Origin of the sequence: Flavobacterium calami, from assembly GCF_038290035.1 — a bacterium.
Classification (GTDB): domain Bacteria; phylum Bacteroidota; class Bacteroidia; order Flavobacteriales; family Flavobacteriaceae; genus Flavobacterium; species Flavobacterium calami.
Genome location: NZ_JBBYHS010000016.1, coordinates 103,882 through 130,614, shown reverse-complemented (window position 1 = coordinate 130,614; position 26,733 = coordinate 103,882). Strand labels below are relative to the sequence as shown.

At 35.7% G+C, this 26,733-nt stretch carries 19 protein-coding genes and 1 riboswitch; of the genes, 18 read left to right on the top strand and 1 reads right to left on the bottom strand.

What is annotated here, in order from left to right:
- Window positions 1-88: 88 nt before the first annotated feature.
- The 9 genes from AAEO57_RS15695 (at window position 89) to AAEO57_RS15655 (ending at window position 13,119) form a co-directional block, all read left to right on the top strand.
- A complete protein-coding gene (locus tag AAEO57_RS15695; RefSeq protein ID WP_341693976.1) occupies window positions 89-1,225 on the top strand; it encodes a FecR family protein in 1,137 nt (378 codons plus the stop codon).
- Window positions 1,226-1,361: 136 nt separating this feature from the next.
- Window positions 1,362-4,997, top strand: coding sequence for a SusC/RagA family TonB-linked outer membrane protein (locus AAEO57_RS15690; protein WP_341693975.1), 3,636 nt, complete (start codon window positions 1,362-1,364; stop codon window positions 4,995-4,997).
- Between the two features lie 4 nt (window positions 4,998-5,001).
- On the top strand, window positions 5,002-6,426 hold the full coding sequence (locus AAEO57_RS15685) for a RagB/SusD family nutrient uptake outer membrane protein (RefSeq protein ID WP_341693974.1): 1,425 nt from the start codon (window positions 5,002-5,004) through the stop codon (window positions 6,424-6,426).
- Between the two features lie 5 nt (window positions 6,427-6,431).
- Window positions 6,432-8,879 carry a zinc-dependent metalloprotease gene (locus AAEO57_RS15680; protein WP_341693973.1) on the top strand — a complete coding sequence of 816 codons (2,448 nt, stop codon included), beginning with the start codon at window positions 6,432-6,434 and terminating at the stop codon, window positions 8,877-8,879.
- On the top strand, window positions 8,876-9,397 hold the full coding sequence (locus AAEO57_RS15675) for a DUF3347 domain-containing protein (RefSeq protein ID WP_341693972.1): 522 nt from the start codon (window positions 8,876-8,878) through the stop codon (window positions 9,395-9,397). The genes AAEO57_RS15680 and AAEO57_RS15675 overlap by 4 nt, the downstream gene beginning before the upstream one ends.
- A gap of 385 nt (window positions 9,398-9,782) precedes the next feature.
- Window positions 9,783-9,950 (top strand): hypothetical protein, encoded by a 168-nt coding sequence (locus tag AAEO57_RS15670; RefSeq protein ID WP_341693971.1) that lies wholly within the window; start codon window positions 9,783-9,785, stop codon window positions 9,948-9,950.
- 118 nt (window positions 9,951-10,068) lie between these two features.
- Window positions 10,069-10,581: a PRC-barrel domain-containing protein gene (locus AAEO57_RS15665; RefSeq protein ID WP_341693970.1), complete on the top strand. Its 513-nt coding sequence runs from the start codon at window positions 10,069-10,071 to the stop codon at window positions 10,579-10,581.
- Window positions 10,582-10,817: 236 nt separating this feature from the next.
- The gene (locus AAEO57_RS15660; protein ID WP_341693969.1) at window positions 10,818-12,590 is read left to right on the top strand and encodes a mechanosensitive ion channel family protein; all 1,773 of its coding nucleotides are present in this window, start codon (window positions 10,818-10,820) and stop codon (window positions 12,588-12,590) included.
- 145 nt (window positions 12,591-12,735) lie between these two features.
- A complete protein-coding gene (locus AAEO57_RS15655) occupies window positions 12,736-13,119 on the top strand; it encodes a hypothetical protein (RefSeq protein WP_341693968.1) in 384 nt (127 codons plus the stop codon).
- Between the two features lie 77 nt (window positions 13,120-13,196).
- Here the strand turns inward: AAEO57_RS15655 and AAEO57_RS15650 are convergent, their stop codons facing one another.
- Window positions 13,197-13,658 carry an Lrp/AsnC family transcriptional regulator gene (locus AAEO57_RS15650; RefSeq protein ID WP_341693967.1) on the bottom strand — a complete coding sequence of 154 codons (462 nt, stop codon included), beginning with the start codon at window positions 13,656-13,658 and terminating at the stop codon, window positions 13,197-13,199.
- A 173-nt stretch (window positions 13,659-13,831) separates the two neighbouring features.
- Window positions 13,832-14,013: riboswitch (cobalamin riboswitch) on the top strand.
- 168 nt (window positions 14,014-14,181) lie between these two features.
- On the opposite strand from AAEO57_RS15650, the gene AAEO57_RS15645 reads away from it, so the two are divergent.
- The 9 genes from AAEO57_RS15645 (at window position 14,182) to AAEO57_RS15605 (ending at window position 26,491) form a co-directional block, all read left to right on the top strand.
- Window positions 14,182-15,195 (top strand): NAD-dependent epimerase/dehydratase family protein, encoded by a 1,014-nt coding sequence (locus tag AAEO57_RS15645; RefSeq protein WP_341693966.1) that lies wholly within the window; start codon window positions 14,182-14,184, stop codon window positions 15,193-15,195.
- Window positions 15,196-15,225: 30 nt separating this feature from the next.
- Window positions 15,226-16,215 (top strand): cobalamin-independent methionine synthase II family protein, encoded by a 990-nt coding sequence (locus AAEO57_RS15640; RefSeq protein WP_341693965.1) that lies wholly within the window; start codon window positions 15,226-15,228, stop codon window positions 16,213-16,215.
- A gap of 211 nt (window positions 16,216-16,426) precedes the next feature.
- The gene (locus AAEO57_RS15635; protein ID WP_341693964.1) at window positions 16,427-16,999 is read left to right on the top strand and encodes an RNA polymerase sigma factor; all 573 of its coding nucleotides are present in this window, start codon (window positions 16,427-16,429) and stop codon (window positions 16,997-16,999) included.
- 405 nt (window positions 17,000-17,404) lie between these two features.
- The gene (locus tag AAEO57_RS15630) at window positions 17,405-18,247 is read left to right on the top strand and encodes a FecR family protein (RefSeq protein WP_341693963.1); all 843 of its coding nucleotides are present in this window, start codon (window positions 17,405-17,407) and stop codon (window positions 18,245-18,247) included.
- Window positions 18,248-18,315: 68 nt separating this feature from the next.
- Window positions 18,316-21,531, top strand: a complete 3,216-nt coding sequence (locus tag AAEO57_RS15625) for a TonB-dependent receptor domain-containing protein (protein ID WP_341693962.1) — start codon at window positions 18,316-18,318, stop codon at window positions 21,529-21,531.
- Between the two features lie 484 nt (window positions 21,532-22,015).
- Window positions 22,016-23,329, top strand: coding sequence for a hypothetical protein (locus AAEO57_RS15620; protein WP_341693961.1), 1,314 nt, complete (start codon window positions 22,016-22,018; stop codon window positions 23,327-23,329).
- Between the two features lie 125 nt (window positions 23,330-23,454).
- Complete coding sequence (locus tag AAEO57_RS15615) at window positions 23,455-24,303, top strand: T9SS-dependent choice-of-anchor J family protein (protein ID WP_341693960.1); 849 nt, start codon at window positions 23,455-23,457, stop codon at window positions 24,301-24,303.
- Between the two features lie 18 nt (window positions 24,304-24,321).
- Window positions 24,322-25,092, top strand: coding sequence for a hypothetical protein (locus tag AAEO57_RS15610; protein ID WP_341693959.1), 771 nt, complete (start codon window positions 24,322-24,324; stop codon window positions 25,090-25,092).
- A 49-nt stretch (window positions 25,093-25,141) separates the two neighbouring features.
- Window positions 25,142-26,491, top strand: a complete 1,350-nt coding sequence (locus tag AAEO57_RS15605) for a S41 family peptidase (protein WP_341693958.1) — start codon at window positions 25,142-25,144, stop codon at window positions 26,489-26,491.
- The last annotated feature ends 242 nt before the right edge of the window (window positions 26,492-26,733 follow it).

Below are 26,733 nucleotides of genomic sequence, written 5' to 3'. Positions count from 1 at the left end.
TTTTTTTAATATTTTTTTGTCATCATCTATGACAAAAGTCATTTTTAACTGTCTTACTTAAAACGGGACAAAATTTCGTGTTGTAATTATGAATGAAACTGAAATCTTAATGTTGCTGCAAAAACACAGTGAAGGTACTTTATCTGATACAGATAAGGATAAACTGGATGCATGGTATTTGCATAAAGCCTCTAACAGCAACAGCCAGCTTAGTGAATATGAGCTGGAAGATAGTTATGAACATCTAAAATCGAAATTACCTTTATATACTGAGCCAAAAGTAATCAGTCTTTGGCCACGTGTAGCCGTTGCCGCTTCAATAGCATTGTTGTTAGGTACAGGTGTGTTTTATTTTGCAAAACCAAAAGAACAACAGCTTCATCAGGTAGTAGAAAAACCAAAGGACATTGCTCCGGGAGGAACCAGAGGAATTTTAACACTTTCGAACGGAAAGCAAATTGTACTGTCTGATATTTCGGCAAAAGATACAATTGCTAAAGAAGGGGATGAAGTTACTATTAAGATGGATGCAAACGGAGTTATCACTTATGTTATAAATCCGGATGCAGAGGTATCGGCAGATGATGCTAATTCTTTCAATACACTTTCGACACCAACAGGAGGACAATACAATATCGTTTTGGCAGACGGGACCAAAGTATTTCTGAATACTGTTTCCTCTATCAAATATCCAACGCGCTTTAATGGAGATCAGAGAGTGGTGGAGTTAGAGGGAGAGGCTTATTTTGAAGTAGCCAAAAATAAAGAGAAACCTTTTATCGTAAAATCAGAAAATCAGGCTATAGAAGTTCTTGGAACTCACTTTAACATACATGCTTATAATAATGAGCCGATTGTAAAAACTACTTTGCTGGAAGGAAGCGTAGCAGTTACCTATAAAAATCAAAAAGCGGTTTTAAAACCAGGACAACAGTCAAATGTGTCTGATAAATTCAACAGGATTGCAATTCGACAGGTGGATACCGAATCAGCAATTGCCTGGAAAAACGGCCGATTTAAATTTGATAATGCCGATTTGAAATCGGTAATGAAACAATTGGAACGCTGGTACGGAATCAAAGTAGAATATCGTGGCGATGTATCGGATGTGAGATTTAACGGCGGTACGTTTATGAATAAAAATTTATCTGAAGTATTAAAAGTACTTGAGCTTAGCAATATCAAATTTAAAGTCGAAGGAAAAACAATTATTGTATATCCTTAAGATTTTGGATTTACCCGGTTATATGGGAACTATAAACTAAAAAACCAGAGGCAGTTGCGATGCTTCTGGTTGTTAAAAGGTAGTAGTTCAAATATAAGTTGTTCACCATTGTTTAACTAAAACCAAGTGTAAATGTATGAAATTTAATTTACAACAAAAAAAACCTTACAAAAAACTCAGAAAAAATTTAGGAATTGATTTTTCCATTCATTTCTGGATGTTAAGCGCCCTTTTTATGCTGTTTTGCAGCTATACGGGACAAGCACAAAATGTAACTGTTAATTTTAAAGACGCACCTCTTGAAAAAGTGCTAAAAGAAGTAGCAAAGCAGGCTAATTATGAAGTTTTTTATACGCAGAAACTGCTGAAAGACTCAAGTCCAGTAACAATTAATGTTAAGAATGCTACTTTAAAAGAAACTCTGAACCAGATCTTTGGTTCTCAAAATTTGAAATATTCGATTACGAACCAGACAATTGTGGTAACTGCCGCAAAAGAGGAAGTACGGGGAAACGGATCAGGAAGAATACAGGGAAAAGTATTAAATAGTAAAAATGAGCCGTTTCCGGGCGTAAACGTTACGATTGCGGGAACGAATCAGCATACGATTACCGATTTTGACGGTAGCTTTTCTTTTGAGAACGCACCCTTAGATGGTATTCTTGAGTGTTCGGGGTTAACTATTGAAAAAAAATCGTTTGGTATCAGTGGTCGCAGTACATTGAATTTGGTTGTTGAAGACAAAGTGTCTGCCATGAAAGAGGTGGTGATTACAGGTTTTCAAACCCTTACCAGAAGCCATTCTACAGGTGCAATCGCTCAGGTGAGTGAAAAAGTTTTGAATGAAAATATTAATACCAATCTTGCCTCTGCCCTTGAAGGTCGTGTAGCAGGTTTGATGTTTCAGAAAAATCCAACAGGAGCTTCTGCTGATACACCTATATTAAGAGGTATTGGTACTTTTTCTGTTGCAGAAGTAGGGTATAGTCCGCTTTTGGTTATTGACGGTCTGCCAACCGAATTGACCCTTGACCAGATTAATCCTTATGATATTGAAAGTGTAAACGTTCTTAAAGATGCCGCAGCCGGTTCTATTTATGGTTCAAGAGCTGCAAATGGTATTATTGTTTTGACTACCAAAAAAGGAAACGGTAAGTTAAAAGTGAGCATAAATTCTGATTTCTTTATTGGTACCAAACCAAATCTTAAAGATATGAATTACGCTTCTACCAGTGATATTATTGACTTTGAACAAGCAGTATATAACAGAGAAAGAGCCAGATTTGCCAATACAACTACGATGTTCAACGCTTACGGAGATATTGGAACCAGCAGCCCAAAATATTACAGCCCTTTATACCAGCTAAACAGAGATTTGGAAGACGGGAAAGTTAGTAGTGCAGATTATGATACTACTATCGCTCAATGGAGAAAAAACGATTACATAAAAGATTATCGTGATAATGTATGGCAAAACGAATTCAGACAACGTTATAATGTAGCGTTTTCAGGAAGTACGAGCAAACAAAACACTTATGTGTCGTTAAATTATGACGCTGCAGATAATCGTATCGTAAACAACACCAGTCAGTCGTTTAATCTTTATGCAAAGAGCAGTTTTCAGATCAACAACTGGTTAAGTGCTACTTTTGGATTAAACTCAACTTATACGAATGACGATGTTACTGATTCTGATTTTGGTAATTATGATATCCAAAAAAGATACGAGCGTATTACTGATGACAACGGAGATCTTGTAATATCACCATTTGTTGGAATAAGAGATGGTTTTACAGGAAGCAGTGTTCTTAATCCAGCTATGGCTGCAAAAATCAACAGTTTAAGTGGTTTCAAATCAGTAAACTTTAATGTACTAGATGCTCTTAACGAAGGCATTACACATGAAAACTCTTTAAGTTTAAGAACTTTTGCAAACATTCGTGCCAAAATCTGGAAAGGTTTAAGCTTTAATACACAATTTCAGTACGAATTAAGAAAAAATGATAACGAGCAGTATTATGCTGTGGACTCTTATAAAATGCGTTATGCTATTAATGCCTTAACCGGATATAATCCTACTACAAATGTTTACACTTATGTTGACGGTTTTTCTGCAGGAGGGCGTTACAAACAATGGAGCAGTCAGGCAAGCAATTATTCATTTAGAAACCAATTAGATTTTAACCAGGACTTTAGTGAAGGGAAACATTCGGTAAACGCTATAGCCGGTTTTGAGATGCGCGAAACTTTTGTTCCAAGAGGTATTGAGCAGTTGCGATACGGTTATGACCCGGTTACACTTACTTCAGCAACTTTGAATAACCTTGCATTAAGTCAAACAGGAGTTCCAAGTTATATCTATGGAAATAATGCGACTTTAGCCGCTATTTCAAGAACACAGACAGAAGTTTTACATCATTATTTTTCTGTTTTTAGTACAGCAGGTTATACTTATTTATCTAAATATAACGTTACAGGAAGTTACCGTGTGGATCGTGCAGATTTATTTGGAGTAGATTCTAAATATAAAAACCGTCCATTGTGGTCAGCAGGTTTAGGATGGAACATTAGTAATGAAGACTTTATGAAAGATGTGAAATGGGTTAACATGCTTAAATTCAGAGCAACTTATGGTGTGAGCGGAAATATCGATCAAAGCACAACTCCGTACGTAACTGCTACGAGAAAAAATGATAACTTATATCAGTCTTTACAATACATAAGTATTTCTTCACAGCCTAATCCAATGTTGAGATGGGAAAAAACACAAACTACTAACTTAGGTTTAGATTATACTGTATTAGGACATAAACTAACAGGGAGCATTGATGTGTATCGCAAACTGAGCAGTGATTTATTGGCAACAACCGATTTAGATCCTACTGTTGGAGCAACAAGCAGAAGAATCAACGCAGGAGCTTTACTGAACAGAGGGGTTGAATTTACTGTTGGTTCTGAATGGTATAATAATGGTAATTTCCGTATTAATACTAATGTGGTTTTTGGTTACAACAAAACTACGATTGACAAAGTTACCAGAGCACAATCAACTTCATCAGTGTATGTTAGTTCTCCAACAAATTACTTTTTTGAAGGAGATGTTTTCAATACTCTTTATGCTTATAAATATGGAGGTACAACCAATGGATACCCTTATGTTCTGGATGAAAACGGAAATCCGTCAATCACTTTTGATGCTAATGGAAATCCGATATCAACAAGTATAAAAACAGTTAGTAATCCGAATGCTCTTGTAAAAATGGGAAGTTTAGCCCCAACTTACACAGGTTCACTTTCACAGCGATTCTCATATAAAGGATTCGATTTGAATATGATGTTTATTTTCTCAGGAGGTAACGTAATGCGTAAAGAAACTATAGATATGAGTACTGATGCAGTAAATCTTTCAGGTATTGCCGATCGTTATACAGATGCAAATCCAAATGACAATACACGTTTATATGTAGATTTAGCAGAAAATGTGAGGAGTTATGCAGGAACAATCAGTAGCCAGTGGAGAAATTCGGATGTAAATGTTGTAGATGGAGATTATATTAAACTTAGAAATATTTCATTAGGTTACAGCCTTCCAAAATCTTTTGCCAACAAAATCAAAATGGAATCTGCTAAATTTACTTTCCAGGTAAACAATATCTGGTATTGGAGTGCAGCCGGAAACCGTATTGATCCGGAAGTTTATTCTGCGAACTCAGGCATACGTAATTTACCATTGCCTAAAACGTACTTATTTGGTTTTAATCTAACCCTTTAAAAAAATGAAACATTTACATACCATAATACTATCGCTAATCCTGCTAACTGTAGCGGCCTGCGAAGAATATACAGATCTTACCCCTAAAGGAGCTTTAGTAGTAGAAACTGCAGATCAATTTTATGAAATGGTGTCTTTGCCAAACAGAGGTTATCCCATAAATAACTTTCAGTATCTGGTTGATGATCAATGGATGAAAGAATCGAATGTAATAGGAGTAACGCCTAATATCAATACGATCAATTTTACTTTTGACGAGACTACGGATAGGGTTTCTTTAATAAACAATTCAAGTTTTTATAATCAGGCTTATACCTATATCAACAGATGGAATACCATTATTACATTAGTTGATGACAGTAAGGGAGAAGCTAGTACCAAACAATTAGCAAAAGCAGAAGCCAAAATTAACAGGGCATACGATCACTTTTTATTAGTAAACCACTATGCAAAAGGATATGACCCGCAAACTGCTGCTACTGATGGAGGTATTTGCATTATGGATAAATTCGATTTAGAGGCGCAGCCATCAAAATCTACTGTTGCGCAGGTTTACGATTTTATTCAAAAAGATATTGAAGATGCATTGCCGTATCTTCAGGAAAAACCACGTGATGTATACCACCCGTCTCTGGCATTTGCTTATGCTTTCAAAGCAAAAGTTCATTTATTTAAACGTGAAATTGCTCTTGCAAAAGAGGCTGCCGAAAAATCACTAAGTTATAATAATAAAATATTTGACCTGGTTGCTTACAGTGCACAAGGAGGACCAAATGTACTTTCTGTACCGGCAGCAAATAATATAGAAGTACTAAGCTACCAGTATATGACAGGTTATAATGAGATGAATTTTGCATATCAAAATATCATAAGCCCCGAGCTGAGAACTTTATTTGGTACAAATGATGCACGTTTTAATTTGTTTTTTAATACAACCAGTACAACAAATCTGGATCAGGGATCAAATACAGCGTATTGGGCTACTGTATATACAAGATTCTTTTATCCTACTGTTGGAATGAAAACTACAGAGGTATATTTGATGCTGGCAGAATGTTATGCCAGAGAAGATAAGCTTACAGAAGCGGTTGATATTTTAAATACATTAAGAGCAAAACGTATTTTATCAGGAACTGTAAATTTAACTGTTCCGGCTACCCGAAAAGAAACCATGGGACTTGTTATAAATGAACGCAGAAAAGAATTACTTTTAGGTTTTAATCGTTTTTTTGATCTTAAGAGGTTAAATACTGAAACTGAATATGCAAAAACGATTACAAGAGTATTTCCAATCGTGAATAAGACAGTTCCTCAAAAAACGTATACTTTATTACCTAACTCAAGATTATATATTATTCCGTTTCCTTTATCAGTTATGATGAAAAATCCAAAACTTACATTAAACACAGACGAAAAAGTCCCATTTTAATCCTGATGAATAAATTATTTATAATTTTAATCATGCTGCTGGCCACGCAGCAGCATGGTTTTTCTCAAAACACTGCAGAAAAAAAAGCAGATAGTACCAGTACAAGTACACAGCCGAAAGGAATGCAGGCTTACAACAAAGTAATTACCGACAAAGCCAAAAGCAAAACAGGTCTTTTTACAGTAAGTCAGGTAGATACGAAATACTATTTTCAGGTTCCCGACAGTTTGTTCAACAGATATATGCTGGTAGTAACCCGTTATCTTTCTACGCCTGAAGGTATGGGAGTTTTTGGTGGCGAAAAAGCGAATGAACAGACTATTTACTTTGAAAAAGGGTCTAATAATACCGTTTTTTTAAGATCATTACAATACAGACAGGATGTGCGTAATCCAGACTCTATGCTGGCAAAAGCATTGGCTGGCAGTAACGAAAATCCAATTGTGGCAGCTTTTCCAATAAAAACAACCAATCCGGATAATGGATATGTTGTTATTGATGTAACAGATGCTTTCAAAAAAGACAATGCCATGTTCTCTCTGGAAAGCAAAGAGAAAACAGAAAAAAAATTAACAGCTCTTGCTGATGATAAATCTTTTATTGAAAGTATAGATACTTATCCGATTAATATTGAAGTAAAATCAACACGAACGTACACAAGCTCTACGGCGAGCAGCGGAACCGTGACATTAAGGTTAAATACGTCGATCGTATTGCTTCCAAAAACGCCGATGCGCAAACGTTTTGCAGACGAAAGAGTAGGCTATTTTGCCAATAAATATGTTTTGTTTGATGACGACAAGCAACGTGCTGAGAAAAAATTTATTATTCAGCGTTACCGTCTGGAACCCAAAGACAAAGACATCAAGAAATACTTAAGAGGTGAACTGGTTGAACCAAAAAAACAAATCGTTTATTATATTGACCCGGCTACGCCAAAAAAATGGAGACCATACTTAATTGCAGGAATCAATGACTGGCAGAAAGCTTTTGAAGCTGCAGGTTTTAAAAATGCCATTGTGGGAAAAGAATGGCCGGAAGATGATAAAACAATGAGTCTGGAAGATGCAAGGTATTCTGTAGTACGATATCTGGCTTCTGAAACACCAAATGCTTACGGTCCGAGAATTAGTGATCCGAGAAGCGGGGAAATTATGGAGAGCCACGTAGGCTGGTATCATAATGTGATGAAATTAGTACAAAAATGGTACATGATTCAGGCAGGGCCTTTAGATCCGAGAGCCAGAAAAATGCAGTTGGATGATGAGTTAATGGGGCAGTTAATCCGTTTTGTTTCTTCTCATGAAATCGGACATACAATTGGTTTGCGTCACAACATGGGAGCGAGCAGTGCTACTCCGGTAGAAAAACTTCGTGATAAAAACTGGGTTGAAGCAAATGGTCATACCGTTTCTATCATGGATTATGCACGCTTTAATTATGTGGCACAGCCAGAAGATAATATTGATCCGGTGGGAATTTACCCTCGTATCGGAATGTACGATAAATGGGCAGTTAAATGGGGCTACAGCTATCTTCCAAACGCTAAAGATGAGTTTGAGGAAGAAAAAATACTTAGCAAAATGACTACAGACAGTCTGACTGCGAATCCTAAATTATGGTTTGGTGGCGAAGGTAAAGACGAAGATCCGCGCAGCCAGTCAGAAGATTTGGGTGATGATGCAGTACTTGCCAGCGATTACGGAATCAAAAACTTAAAACGTGTAGTACCAAATCTTGTACAATGGACTTACGAACCAAACGATGCTTATAACAATTTGGAAGAGATGCATAAAGCAGTCGTAGGACAATATTCAAGGTACTTATATCATGTGCTGAAATATATTGGTAATAATTATATCACTAAAAGAACTGTTGATGAAAAAGGTATCGTAAACCAGCCTGTTCCAAAAGCAAAAGTAAAAGCAGCTATCGACTATGTAGGAAGACAATTGTTTGTAGCACCTCTTTGGATGTATCCGCAAAATATTGATCAGCTTATTTCTTTAAAAACAGAGGAACAGATTTCAGATCAGCAGAATCAGGTATTAAATATATTGCTGAGTTCAGGTATACTTTATAATATCAGTCTTAAATCGATGCAGTTTGAAGGAGCTTACACCGTTCCTGAGTTTTTAAACGATGTGCAAAAAACAGTATGGGTAAACTTTACAGGTGATGCAAAACAGGATTATTACAGAAGAGCTTTGCAGCGCAGCTATGTTGATAAACTTTACTTGTTATTACTGCCTAAAGAAGCAGAGGGCAACAGAGCTTTGAACACAGCACAACGCAGTGATGTCAGGTTGTATGGAAAGCAGCATTTAGTAAAATTAAGAACTGATGTTACCAAATTAATGAATACATCAACAGGACTTAATAAAGAGCATTTCGAAAGTATCCTGATAGAAATTGATAAAATTATTTCAAAACTAAATAAAACCGATATATGAAAAGAATATTAGTTATAGCACTCATCTGCTTAAGTACTTTGGGACAAGCTCAATTGAAATCAAAAGAAGAAGTAACTCCGGATCTGGTTGAAAAACGTGAAACACAAAAAAAGGAAATCACAAAAAATTACCTGAACTTAAAAAACGGCCTTATAATTTCAGATAGTCTTGCTGTTGTTAAAAGTGCAGATGCGTTAAAGGCTTCATTAAAAGACTTTAAGTTTAAAAAGCTGAGCCTTGAAAAAATGAATGAGGCTACTACAAAAAGAAAAGAAATTATTGATCTTGCCACTCAGGTAGCAGCAACAAAAAACATCAATAAACAAAGAAAAATTGCTCAGGAACTTTCAGTTAAATTCTGGGACTTAGCTCCAAAATTTAAAGCTGAAGATGCCACATTATATCTTCAGGTATGCCCAATGACCGGGGCTGTCTGGACAAGCGACAGTAAGGAAATCAAAAACCCTTACTATCCTAAAAATATGCTGACTTGCGGTGAAGTAAAAGCAAGTCTGTAAAGGTTGAATTAGTTGGATAAATACGGTATTCTGAAAAGAGCCGTATTTGTCTGTTTATATAATTACAGGTATTCCATACACAAAATGTCTTTTTCAGGATGTTTTTTGTATGGAATACCTGTTTCTGTTTATGATAATTTTTCAAACTGAGTTAGATGAATACATCACAGAACGTGTTTACAAACCAATTAAATCAGTTCATGTTCCTGCGAGGTCTTTTTTGTGACCTTGCAGATATTCATAGCTACAGGTTGAAAACCTTGCCGGATATCTTCAATAAACTGGGAATTGTATAACTTATGACCGAAATTAAATACTGCGGCAGTTCTCCCTCATTTGTACCTTTATTCTGAAGTTAAACATGTATAATAAAAACTAATATGTTATGGCAGAAATTAAAATTGTAAAAAAGAAGCCAATATGGCCATGGATTGTAGCAATACTTTTAATCGCATCAGTTGTTTACTACGTTTATTTAAAAGATAACGAAGGACATAGCGAGAACACAGTAGAAATCGAAAACACTACAAGTACAGATACTACAGGAAATTGATCCTAAAAAAAGCAGAAGTAAAATAATCTAATTCTTTTAAAAGGATTACGAAAATAGCTAACATTTCTGTAAATCAGCTTAGAAGACAAAATAAATTTATAATATTAAAATAAAATTTATGGAAAATAAAGATAGAAACTTATATAGACTGGACGAGCTTTCTGATTATAAAATTGCTTCGAACTATTCTGATGTAAGAGGATGGAAAATAGTAGACGCCGACAACCAGACTATAGGGAAAATTGATAACCTATGGGTGAATAAAGATATGCAGCGCGTCGTTTATCTGGATGTAAATGTGGATAAAAAATTAATAGAAGACAGCCGTATTGAGGTACATGATGCTATTGCGAATGATAATGGAAAGGAATTTATATATAAAGACGGAGATAGTCATATCATAATACCAATTGGTTCTGTAAGTATAAATAAAGATACAAAGACTGTCATGGCAAATAATATAGGATATGATACATTTCGAAAAACAAGCAGATATAACCTGCAGAATAATTTCGACAGAAACTATGAAAGAAGGGTGTTGAATTCTTATTATCCTGATAATGAATCTCGAATTGTGTCAGACAGCGATGATGATGCTTTTTATAACCGAAAAGAATTTGATGGTCACTAATTGTATTTTGAAGCAGTAAAATATCATGAAAATGTACTTTAAAAGATCAAATATTTAAGAATGTTTGATCTTTTTTTAATTAGATAATCAGTACTAAAATCGATGTTTCCTGCGAATAAATTTTAAAGAAGATTTGAATATTCCTAATCAGGTTTATTATTTTTTCTTAAAGAAAGATTTCTTTTGGTTTGTATATTTCTTATTTTTAGGAGATTAAACTGCTAAAATAGAATTTTATGATTTTAGGTACCAAGCGTTTTCTGTCTAATTTTCTGCTATTGATGGCCTTGTTGGTTATGCCCAACACAGTATCTTCTCAATTATTAGGTTCTGCTAAAACAGTTACAGAAGAACCTGAAAAAATACCAGAAGATTCTCTTGGGAGAAGAACACCTCAAGGAACTGTAAACGGATTTATCAAAGCTATTGCAGATCAAAATTATTTGCGTGCCAGTCAGTATTTTGTATTGAGTAAACGTGCGTATCGTAAAACAGCCGAGAGGATTAAAATTGCAAAGACTTTTCAGCAGCTTTTAGATCAGGGTGGTAATTTGTCTCCTTCGTCTATTATCAGCAATAAAGAAACTGGGCGTACAGATGACGATCTGGCAATTGGTGTAGATCTTGTCGGAAATATATCTACCAATAAAATAGTAATACAGCTTTATGTAGAAAACCAGTCAGATGACAGCCAGCCAGCTTTATGGCTTTTTTCTGCAGAAACAGTAGAAGAGATCGTCTCAGCTGATGTTACAAGCGAAAAGACTTTTTTAGACAGAGTTTTGCCTAATATTTTATTAGAAAAGAAACTAGGCAATGTTCCTTTGGGACATTGGGCAGTAGTCGTAATTATGATGGTAATATCCTATTTGTTTTCCAGAATGCTGTTGTTTGCATTTGTATTTGTGGTACAAAAATTATGGAAAAAAGCCGAGAGTGACAGAGGCAGAGCCATAGTTGAAGCTTTTGAATTACCTATTCACATGTTTCTTGGCGTAATTTTATTTGTCGTGCTTACACAGCGTATGGGGATTTCTATTGTAGTGCGCCAGCGCTATAGTATCATTATAATCACTATCGGAATAATTGCTTTTTTGATACTGCTCTGGAGGCTGACAGACTTTGTGAGTACATTTACCCGCAAGAGAATGAGTCTGAGTGGGCGTATCTCGGCCGTTTCGACTATTTTATTTTTAAATCGTACTACTAAAGCTGCTATTATTGTTATCGGAATTATTGCTATACTTGGAATTATTGGTGTAGATGTTACAGCCGGACTTGCAGCATTAGGAATCGGGGGTATCGCTTTGGCACTGGGAGCACAAAAAACCATAGAAAATTTTGTGGGAAGCGTGAGTCTTATTGCCGACCAGCCACTACGTGTAGGCGATTATTGCAGAGTAGATGATATCAAAGGAACTGTAGAATCAATCGGAATGCGTTCTACAACACTGCGAACTGCGGCACGAACTATTGTAACGATTCCCAACGGACAATTATCAGCCAGCAAAATAGAGAATTATGCACATCGTGATCGTTTTATATTTAATCCGATATTAGGTTTTAGAATGGAAACAACTCCGGACCAGATGCGTTATTTATTGGTAGAGATCCGGTCTTTGCTTTACGCCCATCCTTCGGTATTAGATTCACCGCCAATAGTTAGATTTACAGGTATAACTGCCGATGCCTTGAAAGTGGAAGTTACTGCATATATTGAAGCGGTAAATTTTGAAAAATCACAGGAAGTGCAGGAAGATCTATTGTTGCGAATGATGGATATAATAGAAAAAAGTGGTACTTCGCTGGCTTATCCGTCTCAGACTATTTATATGGCTCGTGATATTTCTTCTTCTGATGAAAAATCTGCAGAAGTTTCAGAAATCGTTAAGAAATGGAAAAATGAGAATCAATTGCAATTGCCTAATTTTGATCCCAAACGAATTGAGGAATTAAAGAATAGTATTCAATATCCTGATGAAGGGAGTTTTAGACCTTCTGAAGAATAAAGTCAGGAACTTGTAGATTTTTTCATTTTCTCATGTAAACTTTAATGGGTAGCATAAAGGCAGTTCAGAGAGCTTTCGGGATTGCATTGCATGATTATTTGATTGTTTAAAACTTCGCAGAGCGAGATTTTTAAAATAAATTAAGTTGGTAAAAAATAAAGGGAATATTTTTAAGTTACTAGTTTTAGCAGTTGTATGGTTGCAGTTGGTTTTTTGGGTTAACTATCTTTCAGGAAATGAATTTTTTTATAAAAGGGCACTTGAAAACAGGAAAGAAGAATCTTATTCAGGTATTGTGATTGAAAAATATATTGATTCATCTCAACATTGTACGCCAATGCTAAAATTTACACACAATGTAAGTGTTCCTTTAGAAAATAGTTTTTGGGATGAAGTAGAAGTTGGGGATTCAATAGTTAAAATTAAAGGTCAAATCTATGTTAATTTATATAAAGATAATCAGCTAAAACAAGTATTTAATTATAACATATATTTTCAAAATTTAAAGGAACGAAAATCAAGAAAATAAATTATTTTAATACATTAATAATAGACGGTACCTCTCGCTCACGCAAACATGAACACGCAGATGTGAAAGCACAATCCTCAAACACTAATATTATGCAAATTTTTAATCTCCGCCATAACAAAAGTGCTTTGTGTGCTGCCAATACTTTCAACAGAGCCTAATTTGTTAAAAACAAAATCCTGATAGTGTTTCATGTCCTTAGCGAATACCTTTAAGATAAAATCATAATCTCCCGAAATATTGTAGCATTCTACAACTTCATCAATTTTCATGATATCTTCTACAAAACGGTGGCCAATGGTACGGTCGTGTTGTTTGAGTTTGATATTGCAAAAAACAATAAACCCATGACTGAATTTTTCGTGGTCCAGTAACGCAATATACTTTTTGATATATCCGCTTGTTTCCAGTCTTTTTACACGCTGTAATACGGGTGTAGGTGATAGGTTTACCTGTGTCGCCAGCTCTTTTATGGTGTAACTGGAATTATTTCCGAGGATTTTTAAAAGGAGTAAATCGGTTTTATCAAGTTCTTCCATGGTATAAAAGTCTTTTTAAGTGTCAAAAATACATTTAAAAAAGTTAATAATACTGATTATAGGTTATTTAATAGCTAAATAATCCTATTTTAGGTTTATTAATAGATTATTGATGAATGTAAACTAATTTTGCAAAGAATATAAAACTATTGCAATAGTAGAAATTCTTTAACTATTTATCGATTGGATTAGGTTTTACTTAGCTGTGAATCAAAAGGGAATCGTGTGAAAATCACGAACTGTCGCGCAACTGTAAGTAACCCGAAGGTTTTTATCCAGGTGTTCCACTGCCAAAGCGGGAAGGACGATAAAAACTGTTACAAGTCAGGATACCTGCCTAATCTGTATTGACGATGCTTTCGCGATATGAAGCTTAGGTCAGATCAATGTCTGTAATGCAGATTCTAAAAACCGGTTAGGTTTGGTGTATCCGTATCTAAAGATATTTGTATTTCCCACCTTCTTCTTTTTGCTTAAACATGCCTAAATAGGAAATTGTTTAACCTAATACAGGAATAATTTTATGAAATTTTTAGTTACCGGAGGCACAGGATTTATTGGAGCACGTGTAGTAGTCAACCTGTGGGAACGCAAAATTCCCGTAGTAGTAGCCGATTTGAATCTGAATATAGAATGGACAAAACAAATAGCTCTTTTAAAACATCAAAAAGATTCAGCCAGACTTGCTGAAATGCAGGAGCAAATAGAGCAGACCACATTTATTAATCTTGATGTTTCCAATAAAGAACAGGTTAATAATGTGTTTCTTAAATTTTCAGATATCACACACGTAATTCATTTGGCGTATCTGATGAGTGCCGAAGTAGAAGCCGATCATCATCGCGGCGCTTCTGTAAACATGCTCGGAATGATTAATATGTTCGATATGGTGGTTGACCACAAGCTTTCCCGTCTGGTTTTTGCCAGTAGCGAAACCATATACGGAGCAAATCATAGTGCTTATGGCGACGAAAATTATGCGGTAAAAGAAAGTGATTACTGTTCGCTTGACGATCATTTTTATACCTATGGGGTAATGAAAATGCTCAACGAATTTACAGCTCAAAAATATATTAAAAACAAAGGAGCAAGCATTGCAGCCATGCGTCCGCCAATTGTATACGGTGACGGACGTATGAGAGGATCTGTTCTTTGGGCTTGCGAGTTTGCTACAAATCCTGCACTTGGAAAAAAAGCTAAACTGCCATTCTCAAAAGATTCTCGTGACTGTTGGATTTATGTAGATGATGTAGCCGAGCAGTTTGTTCGTCTGGCGCTGAAAGAAAAACTCAGTCATTTTGCCTATAACAACGGAGGACATTCTGTAACCGCGCAAGAACTGATGCAGACTGTTGAGCGTATCATTCCTAATGCAGAATACGAATTTGACGAAAGTGTATCCCGTACGGCTCTCATAGATCGTTGCGACAGTACACGTCTGGAACAGGAGATCGGTTTTGTCCCTCGTTCGCTGGAAGAAGGAGTGAGGTCTCAGATTGAAGAAGCCCGAAACAGGCAGCTACAGGTTAATTATTAAAAAAATTATATTTTCTAAATACTATATTATATGTCAGGATTTCGCAATACAGTAGTGGGTAGTTATCCCCGTCCGGAAAAATTGGAGGATACCATGAAACGTCCGGTAATGAATCAGCAGGAGGTAGACGATTACATCAACTGGGCTGCAAAAGACCAGGCCAGTCTTGGATTGGATACCATAACCGATGGAGAAGGCTACCGTGAAAATATGTACTATTTCTATCAAAAGCGAATTGACGGTATCACATTTGAGGATATGCCGAAGGTTACATTCGGTACAGCGGGTTTTGGAATTGAGTGTCCAAGGGTAATTGGCGAACTCAAAAATCCGCGTTTTGGTACAGCCCGTAACTGGAAAATAGCTCGTGATGCAGCCCCGGCAGATGTAGATGTGAAACTGACCGTAACAGGACCTCATGTATTATATCGCTTTAGTGTAAACGAACGTAAAGACCTTTATCCAGACGCGCAGGCCTTATGTCGTGCCTGGGCAAATGTTTTAAGAGAGGAAATAGTAGAAGCTATAAAACTGGGATGTGAACACGTACAATTTGACGAACCCATGTGGACAGAATCTCCCGAAGAAAGCCTTTGGGCAGCTGAAATTCTTGCAGAATTAATAGCATCTCTGCCTAAAAAGATACGTGTAGGATTGCATGTCTGCGGAGGAAATCCGAGGCGTAAAAGAGTTTACTTCACCAAATACACTGATTTGGTTGAAGCATTTAAAACGGTTCCTGTAGATGAACTGATGCTGGAACATTGTACACTCGATTACAATATGCTCGAATTGTTTGATATTTGGGATTTTAAAGGTGATCTGGCACTTGGAGTAATAGATCAGCGCAGTGACGAACTGGAATCGGTTGAGGAAATCAGAGAACGTATAAAACCTGCCTTAGATTACTTTCCGGCCGATCGTCTGATACTGACCAGCGAATGCGGATTTGGACATGTGCCCATTGAAATCACGCATGCCAAATTAAAACGTCTGGTTGAGGCTTCTAAGGTTTTGTAAATAATAGTTATGCTGTATCTTACAGCAATATGTAGAAAGGTTCGGGTATATCCGGACCTTTTTTTGTGTGAGGTTTTTGCTTTAGGCATAAAAAAATCAGATTTCTCCTGAAGACAATATTAATAAATCATTAAATAAATATTGGAACAAAATAAGGAAAGACAGTTTGCGGTAATTTTGTAAGGATTCCTTCCAAATTTAAAATTATATTATGAGTACTGTTTTGATTACAAGATTACAAAACGGCGATGATGCTTGTTTTAAGGAAATCTACGAATTATATCATTTTAAAGTATTTTGTTTTGTGAAAAAATATGCAGCTCAGCAAACAGATGCAGAAGATATAACGCAAAACGTTTTTATACATCTTTGGAAATATCGTAACAAAATTGAACCTTCAACAGAGCTGGATGCCATCTTGTTTAAAAGCTGTAAGCAGGAAATTTCAAAATGGTACAAAAAACAGAACAGAATTTTTTCAATTGAAGACGAACAATTAATCAGGGAACTGGATAATAAGGAAGAAATTGAGCAGGAATTTTCTTCAAAGCTGGAAAAAATCGAACATTTGTTACAGCAGATTCCCGAAAAAAGAAGAAAAATTTTCACGCTTCATAAGTTTGATGAAATGAGCTACAAGGAGATTGCCGAAGAAATGGGGATGTCTCAGAGTGCTGTTGCTAATCAGATTTCTAAAACACTGCAATATCTTAAAAAAAATTCTGTAAAAAGCCATGAACTTTACTGGTTTGCTTTGGTCTTTATCAATCATTACCAGAATTAATTTTTCTAAGTTTTAATGATTTTGTCTGCTGGATGAAGTGGATTAAAATTTGATTTGATGAAAAAATTAATTCGAAGAGTAGATTGCAAGTAAGACATCATTTATAATTTTCAAGAAATATTGTCAGGCTGAGTTTATTTGCCTTCGCTCAGGATAAACTTAGTCAGCGCCCTTTTGAATCTGCATATAAATGTATCCGTTATGTAAAGTAAATGTAATGGTTTTTTTGAGGTTTTAATTTTTAAGTGTCTGGTTTTTATGATGTTATTTGTGTGTTGTCACATTTTTGTATTAACAAATCATTAAGAGTAAAAAAGCCCGTGATTTTTTGGAGTAAACCGGTCTATTGCAGATAAACAGGATATTTTGAGGATTTTCTTTAAGTATCAACTTTTACTCTTAGCAATGAAATTAAACAGGTTACAGGAAGAATGGAATGAGCTGCCGCAGAAAGGTATATTTCCGGATGAAGTGAAATTTAGAATGTGGAATGCTATTTTGTCGGCCACTATCAACAGACGAAGAAACAGGTATCGAAAAGCAATTGCGGCTTCTGCTGCACTTTTAATTTCTATTGCAGGATATCAGTATGTTAAATTTAATTCTTCAGTATCACCTGAAATTATTACACAAACATTTCCGAAGGATATCAGACTGATTCGCTTATCAGACGGAACGCGTGTATGGGTCAACGAGAATACGAAAATCGAATACCCTGCAAAATTCGCTTCAGATGAACGAATCGTAAAACTAACAGGAGAAGCCTTTTTTGAGGTAGCAAGAGATACGACACGTCCTTTTATTATTAGTTCAGGAAACATAAAAACCACTGTTTTAGGAACTTCTTTTGATGTTAAAGCTTACGGAAATATTGCCGAGGTAAATGTTAGAACCGGAAAGGTAAAAGTTGAAAGTGAACAAAATGCTGTTTTTCTGGAAAGAGGAACCGCTGCAGTATTTGAACCAATAAAAAATAGGGTGCAAAAAAGTAAAGCACTGACTCTGGAACCGGAGTGGAAAAAAGCACTTTTGGATGTCGACGGTTTAACCTTTGAAGCCGTTATCGAAAAGCTGAAAGCCACTCACCATTTTACACTGCAATATACCGGCGAAGATTTAAAATTACTTCAGGTAAAAGGGACTCTGGATACCAGACAAAGTGTTTCAGAAATACTGCAGACTCTTGCTTTTGCTTTAGAAATTACCATTAAACCAATTGGTAATGATACTTACGTGGTGAGCAGATAGGCGGAGGACAGACCGGTTTGAACTCAAACATCTTTTAAACATATAAAACCAAAAACAAATTATTTATTATGAATGATTATTTTAGGCAATTCCCTATTGCCATACAAATCCTGTTTTTTTGCATTTTCTTCGGAATTACGAGTGCTTATTCTCAAACAGGCATTGTGTCTGTAGACTTTAAAAATGCCTCTCCAAAAGAAGTTTTCGAAAATCTGGAATTGCGGACTCCTTATCGTTTCATTTATCAAAAAGACATTGGTTTAGACAAACCACTCATTACCCTTAAAAGAGATAATGTAAGCATTGATGAAATATTAAAGGAACTTCAAACGATTACAAACTTAAATTTCAGAAGAAACAATACCAATATTGCAGTCAATAAAAAAACAGCAAAAAAAGTAGGGGCTGTTTCTGGAAAAATTGTCGACAAAAATGGTCTGGCACTCCCTGGGGCTTCTGTAAAAGTCGTAGAAACCAACGATGCAGCAGTTTCTGATTTTGACGGAAATTATTCTTTTGACCTCGAGGATGGAATTTACTCCATAGAAGTGAGTTATGTTTCTTTTCAGACACAAAAAATCACAGGTATAAAAGTAGATGGCTCCAATGTGGTACTTAATGTTTCACTTAAAGATGATGCAGAATCACTAAACGAAGTAATCGTAACACAAACATTTCAAAAAGCAACGGCTACTATAGAGGGAATGCTTTTGCAGCAGAAAAAAGCAGCGCAGTTTTCAGATGGAATTTCAGCCGAACAAATTGCCAGAACACCAGATAAAGATGTTGGAAGTACGCTGAAAAGAATCACAGGGGTAACCACTATTGACGAAAGATATGTTGTGGTACGGTCGATGGCTGAGCGCTGGAATCAGGCTGTTATGGATGGAGTCAATCTGCCAAGTACAGACCCTAATCAACAGCAGTTTAATTTTGATATTATTCCGACAGCTATGGTAGAAAGTATTGTGGTCAGTAAAAATGCGACTCCAGATATGTATGCCAATTTTGCCGGTGGATATATAGAAGTCAAAACAAAGGATATCCCTAAGAAAAATTTCACGTCATTTTATGTGGGGACTGCCTATAACAGCCGAAGCACTTTTAAAGAACGTCTTACCAAGGAGCAAGGCGCATACGATTATATTGGATATGATGACGGCAGAAGAGATTATCCTGCTGGCATTGTTAGTATGGATATACCTGCAACAGAAGCTGAATCCGGTCCATATTTAGAACAGTCCAAAAGATTTACACAGGATAATTTTAGTACCTATAAAACCTATGCAGCTCCGGGAACATCACTGCAATTTGCAATAGGTAGAACTTACGATTTAAAAGACAACAACAGATTTGGTTTTGTGGGTTCTCTAAACTTTAAAAACAGACAGGATCAGTTGCAGATAGATCATACAGAAAGGGGAGAAAATATGCCCAATACTTATTTTACGCCTGCACCGGAAAAAGGCTATTCTACTTATGAAAAATACGGATTTAAAAATTCAGGAGCTTCTTATAATTTCAATTCTGTTTTAAGCGGAATGCTAAATGCAGGTATTCAGTTAGGGAAACACAAAATTGCCATCAGAAATTCCTACATGCACATGTATGACAACCAGTTAACTCAGGTTACAGGCTGGGTATTAGGAGTCGATGTTCAAGATATCTTGAGCGGAAAGTATCTGCCTCAGACAAGAGAGTCAAACTATCCGGTCTACCAGACTTTTATCCAGAATAAAATAGAAGGGAATCATCGTTTTGAGAATTTAGAAATCAATTGGTTTGGTGCTTATTCCAGTACGTCAAAAGACACTAAAGATGCCACTTTTGTTACCTTCGGCAGGAAATATGCTGGTGACGATGTACTGCTTTTTACAGATATATATAATGAGAGTGACAATTTTGCAAGATCTAATATTACAAGCAGCGAAAAAGATTATAATGCAGGGGTAAATTTTAACTATGCTTTTGACTTTGGCGAATCGTTCAAAAATAATATCAAAGCCGGTTATTTCGGAACCTATAAAAAAGCAAGAAATCAGCAGGAAACAGCATTATTACAGGTGATCGGTCAGGGCACCGAGAGAGCTAATATAGATGTTCCATACTCACAATTACTAGACGGGTCTTATTATCGCTGGGGTGGTTTTGGCTGGACCAGTGCTAAAAAATATGGCAATGAATATATAGGTGATGTTAAGGTTCATTCGCCTTTTTTAATGCTTGATAATAAAATTTCTCAATATGTAAGATTGGTATGGGGGCTGCGTGCAGAAAGTTATGTTTACACCCAAATTGCCAGCCAGTCAATGGCTGCTGGTGATTTTGGTACCAATCAGCTGGATGATGATGTGTGGCAGTATCTTCCTTCAGTAAATTTAACTGTAAGTCCCACAAACAAAACAAATTTTAGGCTTGGTTACAACAAATCGGTAATACGGCCTCAATTTGCGGAGCGTCTGCTCATACCGTATTATGATCCTATACGGAATTCATTGGTTGCTAATGCTACCGGAGGAATTGTTTCTACCATAGTGGAGAGTTATGATTTTAAAACGGAATGGTTTCCGTCTCCGGGTGAAATTATTTCTTTGGGTATTTACCATAAAAATCTTGATAAGCCAATAGAAGGTGTTACAGTTGTTGGCTCAGAATCATCAAGAAGTATCCAGATGATGAATTCTGATAGCGCTAAGCTATTTGGGGTAGAATTTGAGATCTACAAAAATTTGTCTTTTCTGGGAGAAGGCGATCTTTTAAACAAAATTTTTATCTGTGCCAACGCTTCATTCAATAATACAAAGGTTGTCGGATATAAAAATTTTGATGGCACAGGCGGACTCTATGAAGCCAATCGCCCTTTGTACGGACAATCGCCTTATAATTACAATCTGGGTCTTGATTTTATCGGTGACCGAATGGGCTTTAGTGTCAGGCACAATGCCATTGGAGACCAATATATTTTAGTGGGATTTGGTTATGATGGAGAAGAAATTCGTATGCCCTATGCTGTGACAGATGCCCAAATAAGCTATAAGTTTTATAAGGAGAAAAATTTAGAAGTAAAATTAGGTGTAAAAAATCTTTTTGATTCAGCTATCGAAACCTATAACAATTTTAATAGCTATCGGTCGTCAACAGATGCACCAACTGGTTCAAATCCGAGAGAATTTTATTCACTTAGTCCCGGAGCAACAAAAAAATTCGATCAGGATATTGATCAGAGAATATTCAAGGCATGGACAGGCAGAACCATTAGTCTTTCTATGAACTATTCTTTTTAGTAACATTAAATTATTGATTTCAGCAATAATGGATAACTAAAATTAAGAAACCGTTAAGGATAAAAAAGCAAGTGATTTTTCTGCCTTTCAAAATCTAATGTAGTTAATAAGAGGATATTCTTGCTTATAACCAGATTTGTTTAAAATTAATTCTTTGAAAAGCTGAAACAATAAAGGGGAAGATTAACACGTCAGAAATCAGCAAAAAAATCCAGGTCAAAATAGGCTAATATGGTAAAATTGGATTTCACGTTCAAAAATAATTCCGCATTTAGTTGTTTGATTTTTTAAAGAAAATGATCCTTCATTTCGGCCCTAAAAGTGAAAGATGATTAATAGGGATAAGCTTCCGGCGGTAAAACGGAAAGCTTATTAAAAAACTTTACCAAAAAAAGGAAAGGTCAGAGGGAAGAAAGTTTGCTGCTCCTCCCAAAGACCTCTAGTGTAAAAACTTAGCAGCAAAGGTAATTAAAAATCAATAATCATGAAAAAAGTTTTTTTGTTAGCGATTGCAATTATGTTCTTCAATTCTTGTCAAAATGATGACGCTGTGTCAGATTCATCATTTGCAATGAAATCTTCCAGTGCCGATTATTCGGGTTATCCTGGTACAGTTCAGACTGTAAGTGGTGATATTACAACAAACACTACCTGGACAAGTAACAAAGTTTGGGAAATTGATGGAGTGGTACGAGTAAAATCGGGAGCTACTTTAACCATTGAAGCAGGTACTTTTATTAAAGCAAAACCTTTGGCTGCAGGAGTAGCAACCGGAGTTTTGGTAATTACAAAAGCAGGTAAAATTGACGCTCAGGGTACAACTAATGCACCAGTTGTTTTTACAAGCTATAACTTATTAGATGGCAATGCTAATACCGTTGCAGCTCCTGGTGATTTTGGAGGAGTTGTTCTTTTGGGTGATGCTCAGGTAAATACTGGTTCAACAACTAATATTATTGAAGGTTTGGGAGATCAGCCAAATGTATCTGATTTCTACTATGGAGGTTCAAACAATGCTCACGATGGCGGGGATATTAATTATGTTCGTATCGAATTTGCAGGACGTATTTTGAATGCAGATACAGGTGTTGAAATCAACGGATTAACTTTTGGAGGAGTTGGTTCAGGTACTGTGGTAGACCACGTTCAGGTATCGTATGGTAGAGATGATTCATTCGAATTCTTCGGAGGAACAGTAAACGCTAGTCACTTAGTATCTTTTGCAGCGGATGATGACAATTTTGATTTTGACTGGGGATATACTGGATCTATTACAAAAGCAATAGCTATTGCTGATAAAAACTCTACACATAGTTTAAGCGGAGGTAGTCCTGACTCAAACGGTATCGAATTGGATAATAATGCAACAGGTACAACTGGTACACCGGCAACATTAATTACAAGACCCGTAATTTCTCAGTTATCAATCATTGGAAACAGCTCTTCTACAGACGCTGCTCTTTATGAAAACGCTATACATGTACGCAGATTAGGTCAGATAAGCCTTAACAATGTAACAGTTACCGGATATGTAACCGGAATTAGATGGGACAGTCCTTCATTGTCTTCTAATTCTACATGGAGTGCTTTATCAATCCACGGATTTACTAATCCTGTATTGCCAACTGGTACAGCTTTAGGTTTGGGTAACGTAACTTCTACAGTAAATCCTGCAACAGCATGGAGTCTTACTCAGCCATTCTTTAACAATGGAGCGTTAGATTTTACAGGAGCAACAGGAGCATTTAAGACAGAAGCTAACTGGACAAATACCTGGACTAAGTTCACTAATTTTTAATAAAAAGGTTATAAAATATTAATTATCAAGGGCTGCCTGAAGTGTGTTTATTGTTTTTTTTTAAGAGTAGAACGTTTCGTACTTCAGTTCTCACTCTTTAGGCAGCCTCTTTTAAACATTAAAAAATGAAAAATAAATTACTTGTATTGGCATTTATGCTTGTTTCCGGAATTACATCAGCACAATTTACAATTTGGGAAGACGATTTTGATGATTCAGACGTATCAGACTGGACATTTGTAGATGGTGATGGAGATGCTTTAAAATGGTTTGCCCGAACAAACATTCAGGTTGATGAAAATTTTGCTATAATCGGCGGAACTCATAATGTATTAGGAACTTATAATATCGATATGACTACCGGTGCCCCGCTTGGTATTGAACAAAAAAACTGGGCAATTACTCCCGAAATGGATTTATCGTTTTATGGAGGAAGTATGCAGCTAATTATAAATGCACAAAAAGCAATTTTTGACGGAACGGATAATTTATATGTGTACGCTTCTACAACAGATACAAATCCGGGATCTTTTACTCAGATTGGTACTATCGAAATTACAAGAGATGATATGTTTGCTGATTTGTTTAAAGATTATGTGGTAGATATTTCTCAGTTTGTCGGACAATCCAAAGTATATTTTGCTTTTTTAAATGCACCGACTTTTGTTGTAGGTTATGAAATTGATAAAGTGTCTATTACAGCGGCTACTTTGGGCATTGATGATGTAGCAGCAAAGAAGAAAATATTTTTAAAACAAAATCCTGTAGAAAATTATTTAGACCTGCAATTGGGCGATGCTGTAATTGCTGAAGGCGCAACTATAAAAATATACAATACGGCCGGGATGCTGGTTAAGGAATCAAAATACAATAACGATACTCCTGTTGCTGTTGACAATTTACAGGCGGGTGTTTATTTCCTTGCGATAGGAAATGACTCTGCAGTCGAAAAGATAAAATTTATTAAGAAGTAATCCTTTAGAATTCATTTCATGTCGAATACAATTAAAATAGTCACTCTCTTTTTTATTATCACTTTTGTTTGCGCAGCTTGCGTCAATGATGATTTGGTTCCGGTGTATGAGGAGCAGAAGGCCGGCAAGGTTGTAATAAGAGGGTACAATGCATTACAGGATTCAGTTCAGATTTCATTAAACGGCAAACTGCTTGTAATGTCTAAGCATGATGCTTTCGTAAAAAAAGTAGAAAACAATTATGAGTTTGTATATTATAATGATATTTCCAGAAAAATTGATATCATTAATAAAAAAACAAATGAGATACTAAAATCTTATAATTTCACAAAGTCAAAGCCAATTGACACGCTTTCTTTTTACGTAAAAGAAAATATATGGATTGAAAACGTATTATCGTATAAACCAGGTAAACTGACAGGAACGGGACGTACTGGATTCCGATTTATTTTTCCAGGGGTCAATTTATATTCTAAAAGCGGTTATTCAGGTGCTCTGGATGCTATAATAAAAAAGACAAACGGACAGCTTTTAGGAATAGCAGAAAACATTACAAACACTAGTTTTAGTTCTTTTGTAGAGTTTCCGTTTAGTTCTCCGCCTATTGTCAGTGTAGAAATTGTAAAACATGGAACCACTGAATCGTATGTTCCTGAAAAGAAAATCATTTTTCAAATGGCTTTGCAAAATAATAAATCAAAGTTGATTGTCCTGGAAGAAAAAGCAACTGGCAATGTTTTTTCAGGAGTAGAAGGAACAATTAATCTGGCTGATTATTTTACGTTTTAAAACCTTTCCTGTGTTTTTCAGGATTTTATAATTTACATAGTACAGATAAATGAAAAAATATTCCTCTTCCGTGATAGTGCTTTTTTTTGTTATTGGAATTTTCTTTATTTCCTGCCAAAGTGATGATAACCCCGTATCATACGAAAAGGCGAGTAATCAGTACACGAATATCTGGATGCTCGAACAAATGAAGAAATACTATTATTGGAATGAGGAATTGCCTTTTTTTACCAACTTGTCTTTAAATCCAAAAGATTATTTTGAAAAGTTATTGAATACAGATGATCGTTTTTCTTATGCTGAAAATCCTTCGGATCCTGAAACAGCACCAAAAAGTATCAGAAATACGTATGGATTTGATATCTCGTTTGTCGAATACAACGGACAGGCTTTTGGTGTTGTTTTATTTGTATTAACCGATTCTCCGGCTCAGAGAAACGGTCTGAAAAGAGGACAGTTTATAAAAAGTATAAATGGTATAACAGTCAGTCATCACAATTTTGAAAACTTATACAAGGAATTGACTGCTTCTGGCAATGTACAATTGGAATTGGTAGAATATTCCTCTGCAACAGGTTTTTCAGCAATAAAAAATGTTGAATTAATAAGAAGTTTTACTTTTTCACAACCCATAAAGTATAAGGTTATGCTTTCGGATAATCAAAAAGCAGGGTACGTAGAAATCCCTCATTTTGATGTTGGACTGGCAGCCACTTTTCTTCGAATTTTCAAAGAATTTCAGAACGAGTCCGTAACTAAGGTAATTATTGATTTAAGATATAATGGAGGCGGGGATGTATCATCTGCTGCAGCCCTAAGTATTATTTTGGCTCCAAATATCAAACCGGATGATTTGTTTATCAAATTTAAAGGCAATAAAAACGGTGGGCTGGTAAACAAAACGTTCAAAGAAGCTTTGGAAATGAACGAATCTCAGGTAAATTACGAAGCGCTTCGGGCAGCTCATCCGGCAATTCAGGAAGTGTATGTTTTAAGCGGAAATCATACAGCATCAGCTTCCGAAATCATCATTAATAATTTGACACCTTACATGAATGTTATTGTTATTGGCGATAAAACAACAGGCAAAGATGCAGCCGGTTTTGCAATAGAAGACAACAGGATTGCTGATAAGCGGGGATGGGTTTTATATCCTGTTATTTATAAATTGTTTAATGCCCGTAACGAAGGAAATTATACATCGGGCATAAGTCCAACTATTGAATTAAATGAATTACAGGAAATGGAGGTTTTTCCTTTGGGAGATATACGCGAAACTTTACTGAATCTGGCTTTAAATGGTGGAAATAGAGTTAAATCCAAAAGAGACTCTACTGTTAAAAATTTAATTTTGAATAAGAATTATATAGTTACCGACCCGTTTCTGAAGATTTACTAAAAAACTGCAACAGAATCTGAATAGCCTCAAATACGGTAAAACTATTTGGGGCATTTTTATAAAAAGTACAGGTTGATGATTTGAGCCTGAATAATTGGTTTGTTAAACTTTCGGGTGACAGTTAATGAATAACACTTCGTTTACATTCTTAAAATTTGAAAGGCATTATTTTATTTGAATATATTTGGCATGATTATTTCGGCATACGGAGACGTTTTAATCAACTTTAAAATTATATATAA

What these genes read in the sequence shown, in the direction of transcription:
- AAEO57_RS15605 (WP_341693958.1), top strand. Translation starts at nt 25,142, where the DNA reads ATGAAAAAATATTCCTCTTCCGTGATAGTGCTTTTTTTTGTTATTGGA.
- AAEO57_RS15675 (WP_341693972.1), top strand. Translation starts at nt 8,876, where the DNA reads ATGAAAAGAATATTAGTTATAGCACTCATCTGCTTAAGTACTTTGGGA.
- AAEO57_RS15680 (WP_341693973.1), top strand. Translation starts at nt 6,432, where the DNA reads ATGAATAAATTATTTATAATTTTAATCATGCTGCTGGCCACGCAGCAG.
- AAEO57_RS15690 (WP_341693975.1), top strand. Translation starts at nt 1,362, where the DNA reads ATGAAATTTAATTTACAACAAAAAAAACCTTACAAAAAACTCAGAAAA.
- AAEO57_RS15685 (WP_341693974.1), top strand. Translation starts at nt 5,002, where the DNA reads ATGAAACATTTACATACCATAATACTATCGCTAATCCTGCTAACTGTA.
- AAEO57_RS15615 (WP_341693960.1), top strand. Translation starts at nt 23,455, where the DNA reads ATGAAAAATAAATTACTTGTATTGGCATTTATGCTTGTTTCCGGAATT.
- AAEO57_RS15650 (WP_341693967.1), bottom strand. Translation starts at nt 13,658, where the DNA reads ATGGAAGAACTTGATAAAACCGATTTACTCCTTTTAAAAATCCTCGGA.
- AAEO57_RS15620 (WP_341693961.1), top strand. Translation starts at nt 22,016, where the DNA reads ATGAAAAAAGTTTTTTTGTTAGCGATTGCAATTATGTTCTTCAATTCT.
- AAEO57_RS15665 (WP_341693970.1), top strand. Translation starts at nt 10,069, where the DNA reads ATGGAAAATAAAGATAGAAACTTATATAGACTGGACGAGCTTTCTGAT.
- AAEO57_RS15670 (WP_341693971.1), top strand. Translation starts at nt 9,783, where the DNA reads ATGGCAGAAATTAAAATTGTAAAAAAGAAGCCAATATGGCCATGGATT.
- AAEO57_RS15610 (WP_341693959.1), top strand. Translation starts at nt 24,322, where the DNA reads ATGTCGAATACAATTAAAATAGTCACTCTCTTTTTTATTATCACTTTT.
- AAEO57_RS15635 (WP_341693964.1), top strand. Translation starts at nt 16,427, where the DNA reads ATGAGTACTGTTTTGATTACAAGATTACAAAACGGCGATGATGCTTGT.
- AAEO57_RS15645 (WP_341693966.1), top strand. Translation starts at nt 14,182, where the DNA reads ATGAAATTTTTAGTTACCGGAGGCACAGGATTTATTGGAGCACGTGTA.
- AAEO57_RS15625 (WP_341693962.1), top strand. Translation starts at nt 18,316, where the DNA reads ATGAATGATTATTTTAGGCAATTCCCTATTGCCATACAAATCCTGTTT.
- AAEO57_RS15660 (WP_341693969.1), top strand. Translation starts at nt 10,818, where the DNA reads ATGATTTTAGGTACCAAGCGTTTTCTGTCTAATTTTCTGCTATTGATG.
- AAEO57_RS15695 (WP_341693976.1), top strand. Translation starts at nt 89, where the DNA reads ATGAATGAAACTGAAATCTTAATGTTGCTGCAAAAACACAGTGAAGGT.
- AAEO57_RS15630 (WP_341693963.1), top strand. Translation starts at nt 17,405, where the DNA reads ATGAAATTAAACAGGTTACAGGAAGAATGGAATGAGCTGCCGCAGAAA.
- AAEO57_RS15640 (WP_341693965.1), top strand. Translation starts at nt 15,226, where the DNA reads ATGTCAGGATTTCGCAATACAGTAGTGGGTAGTTATCCCCGTCCGGAA.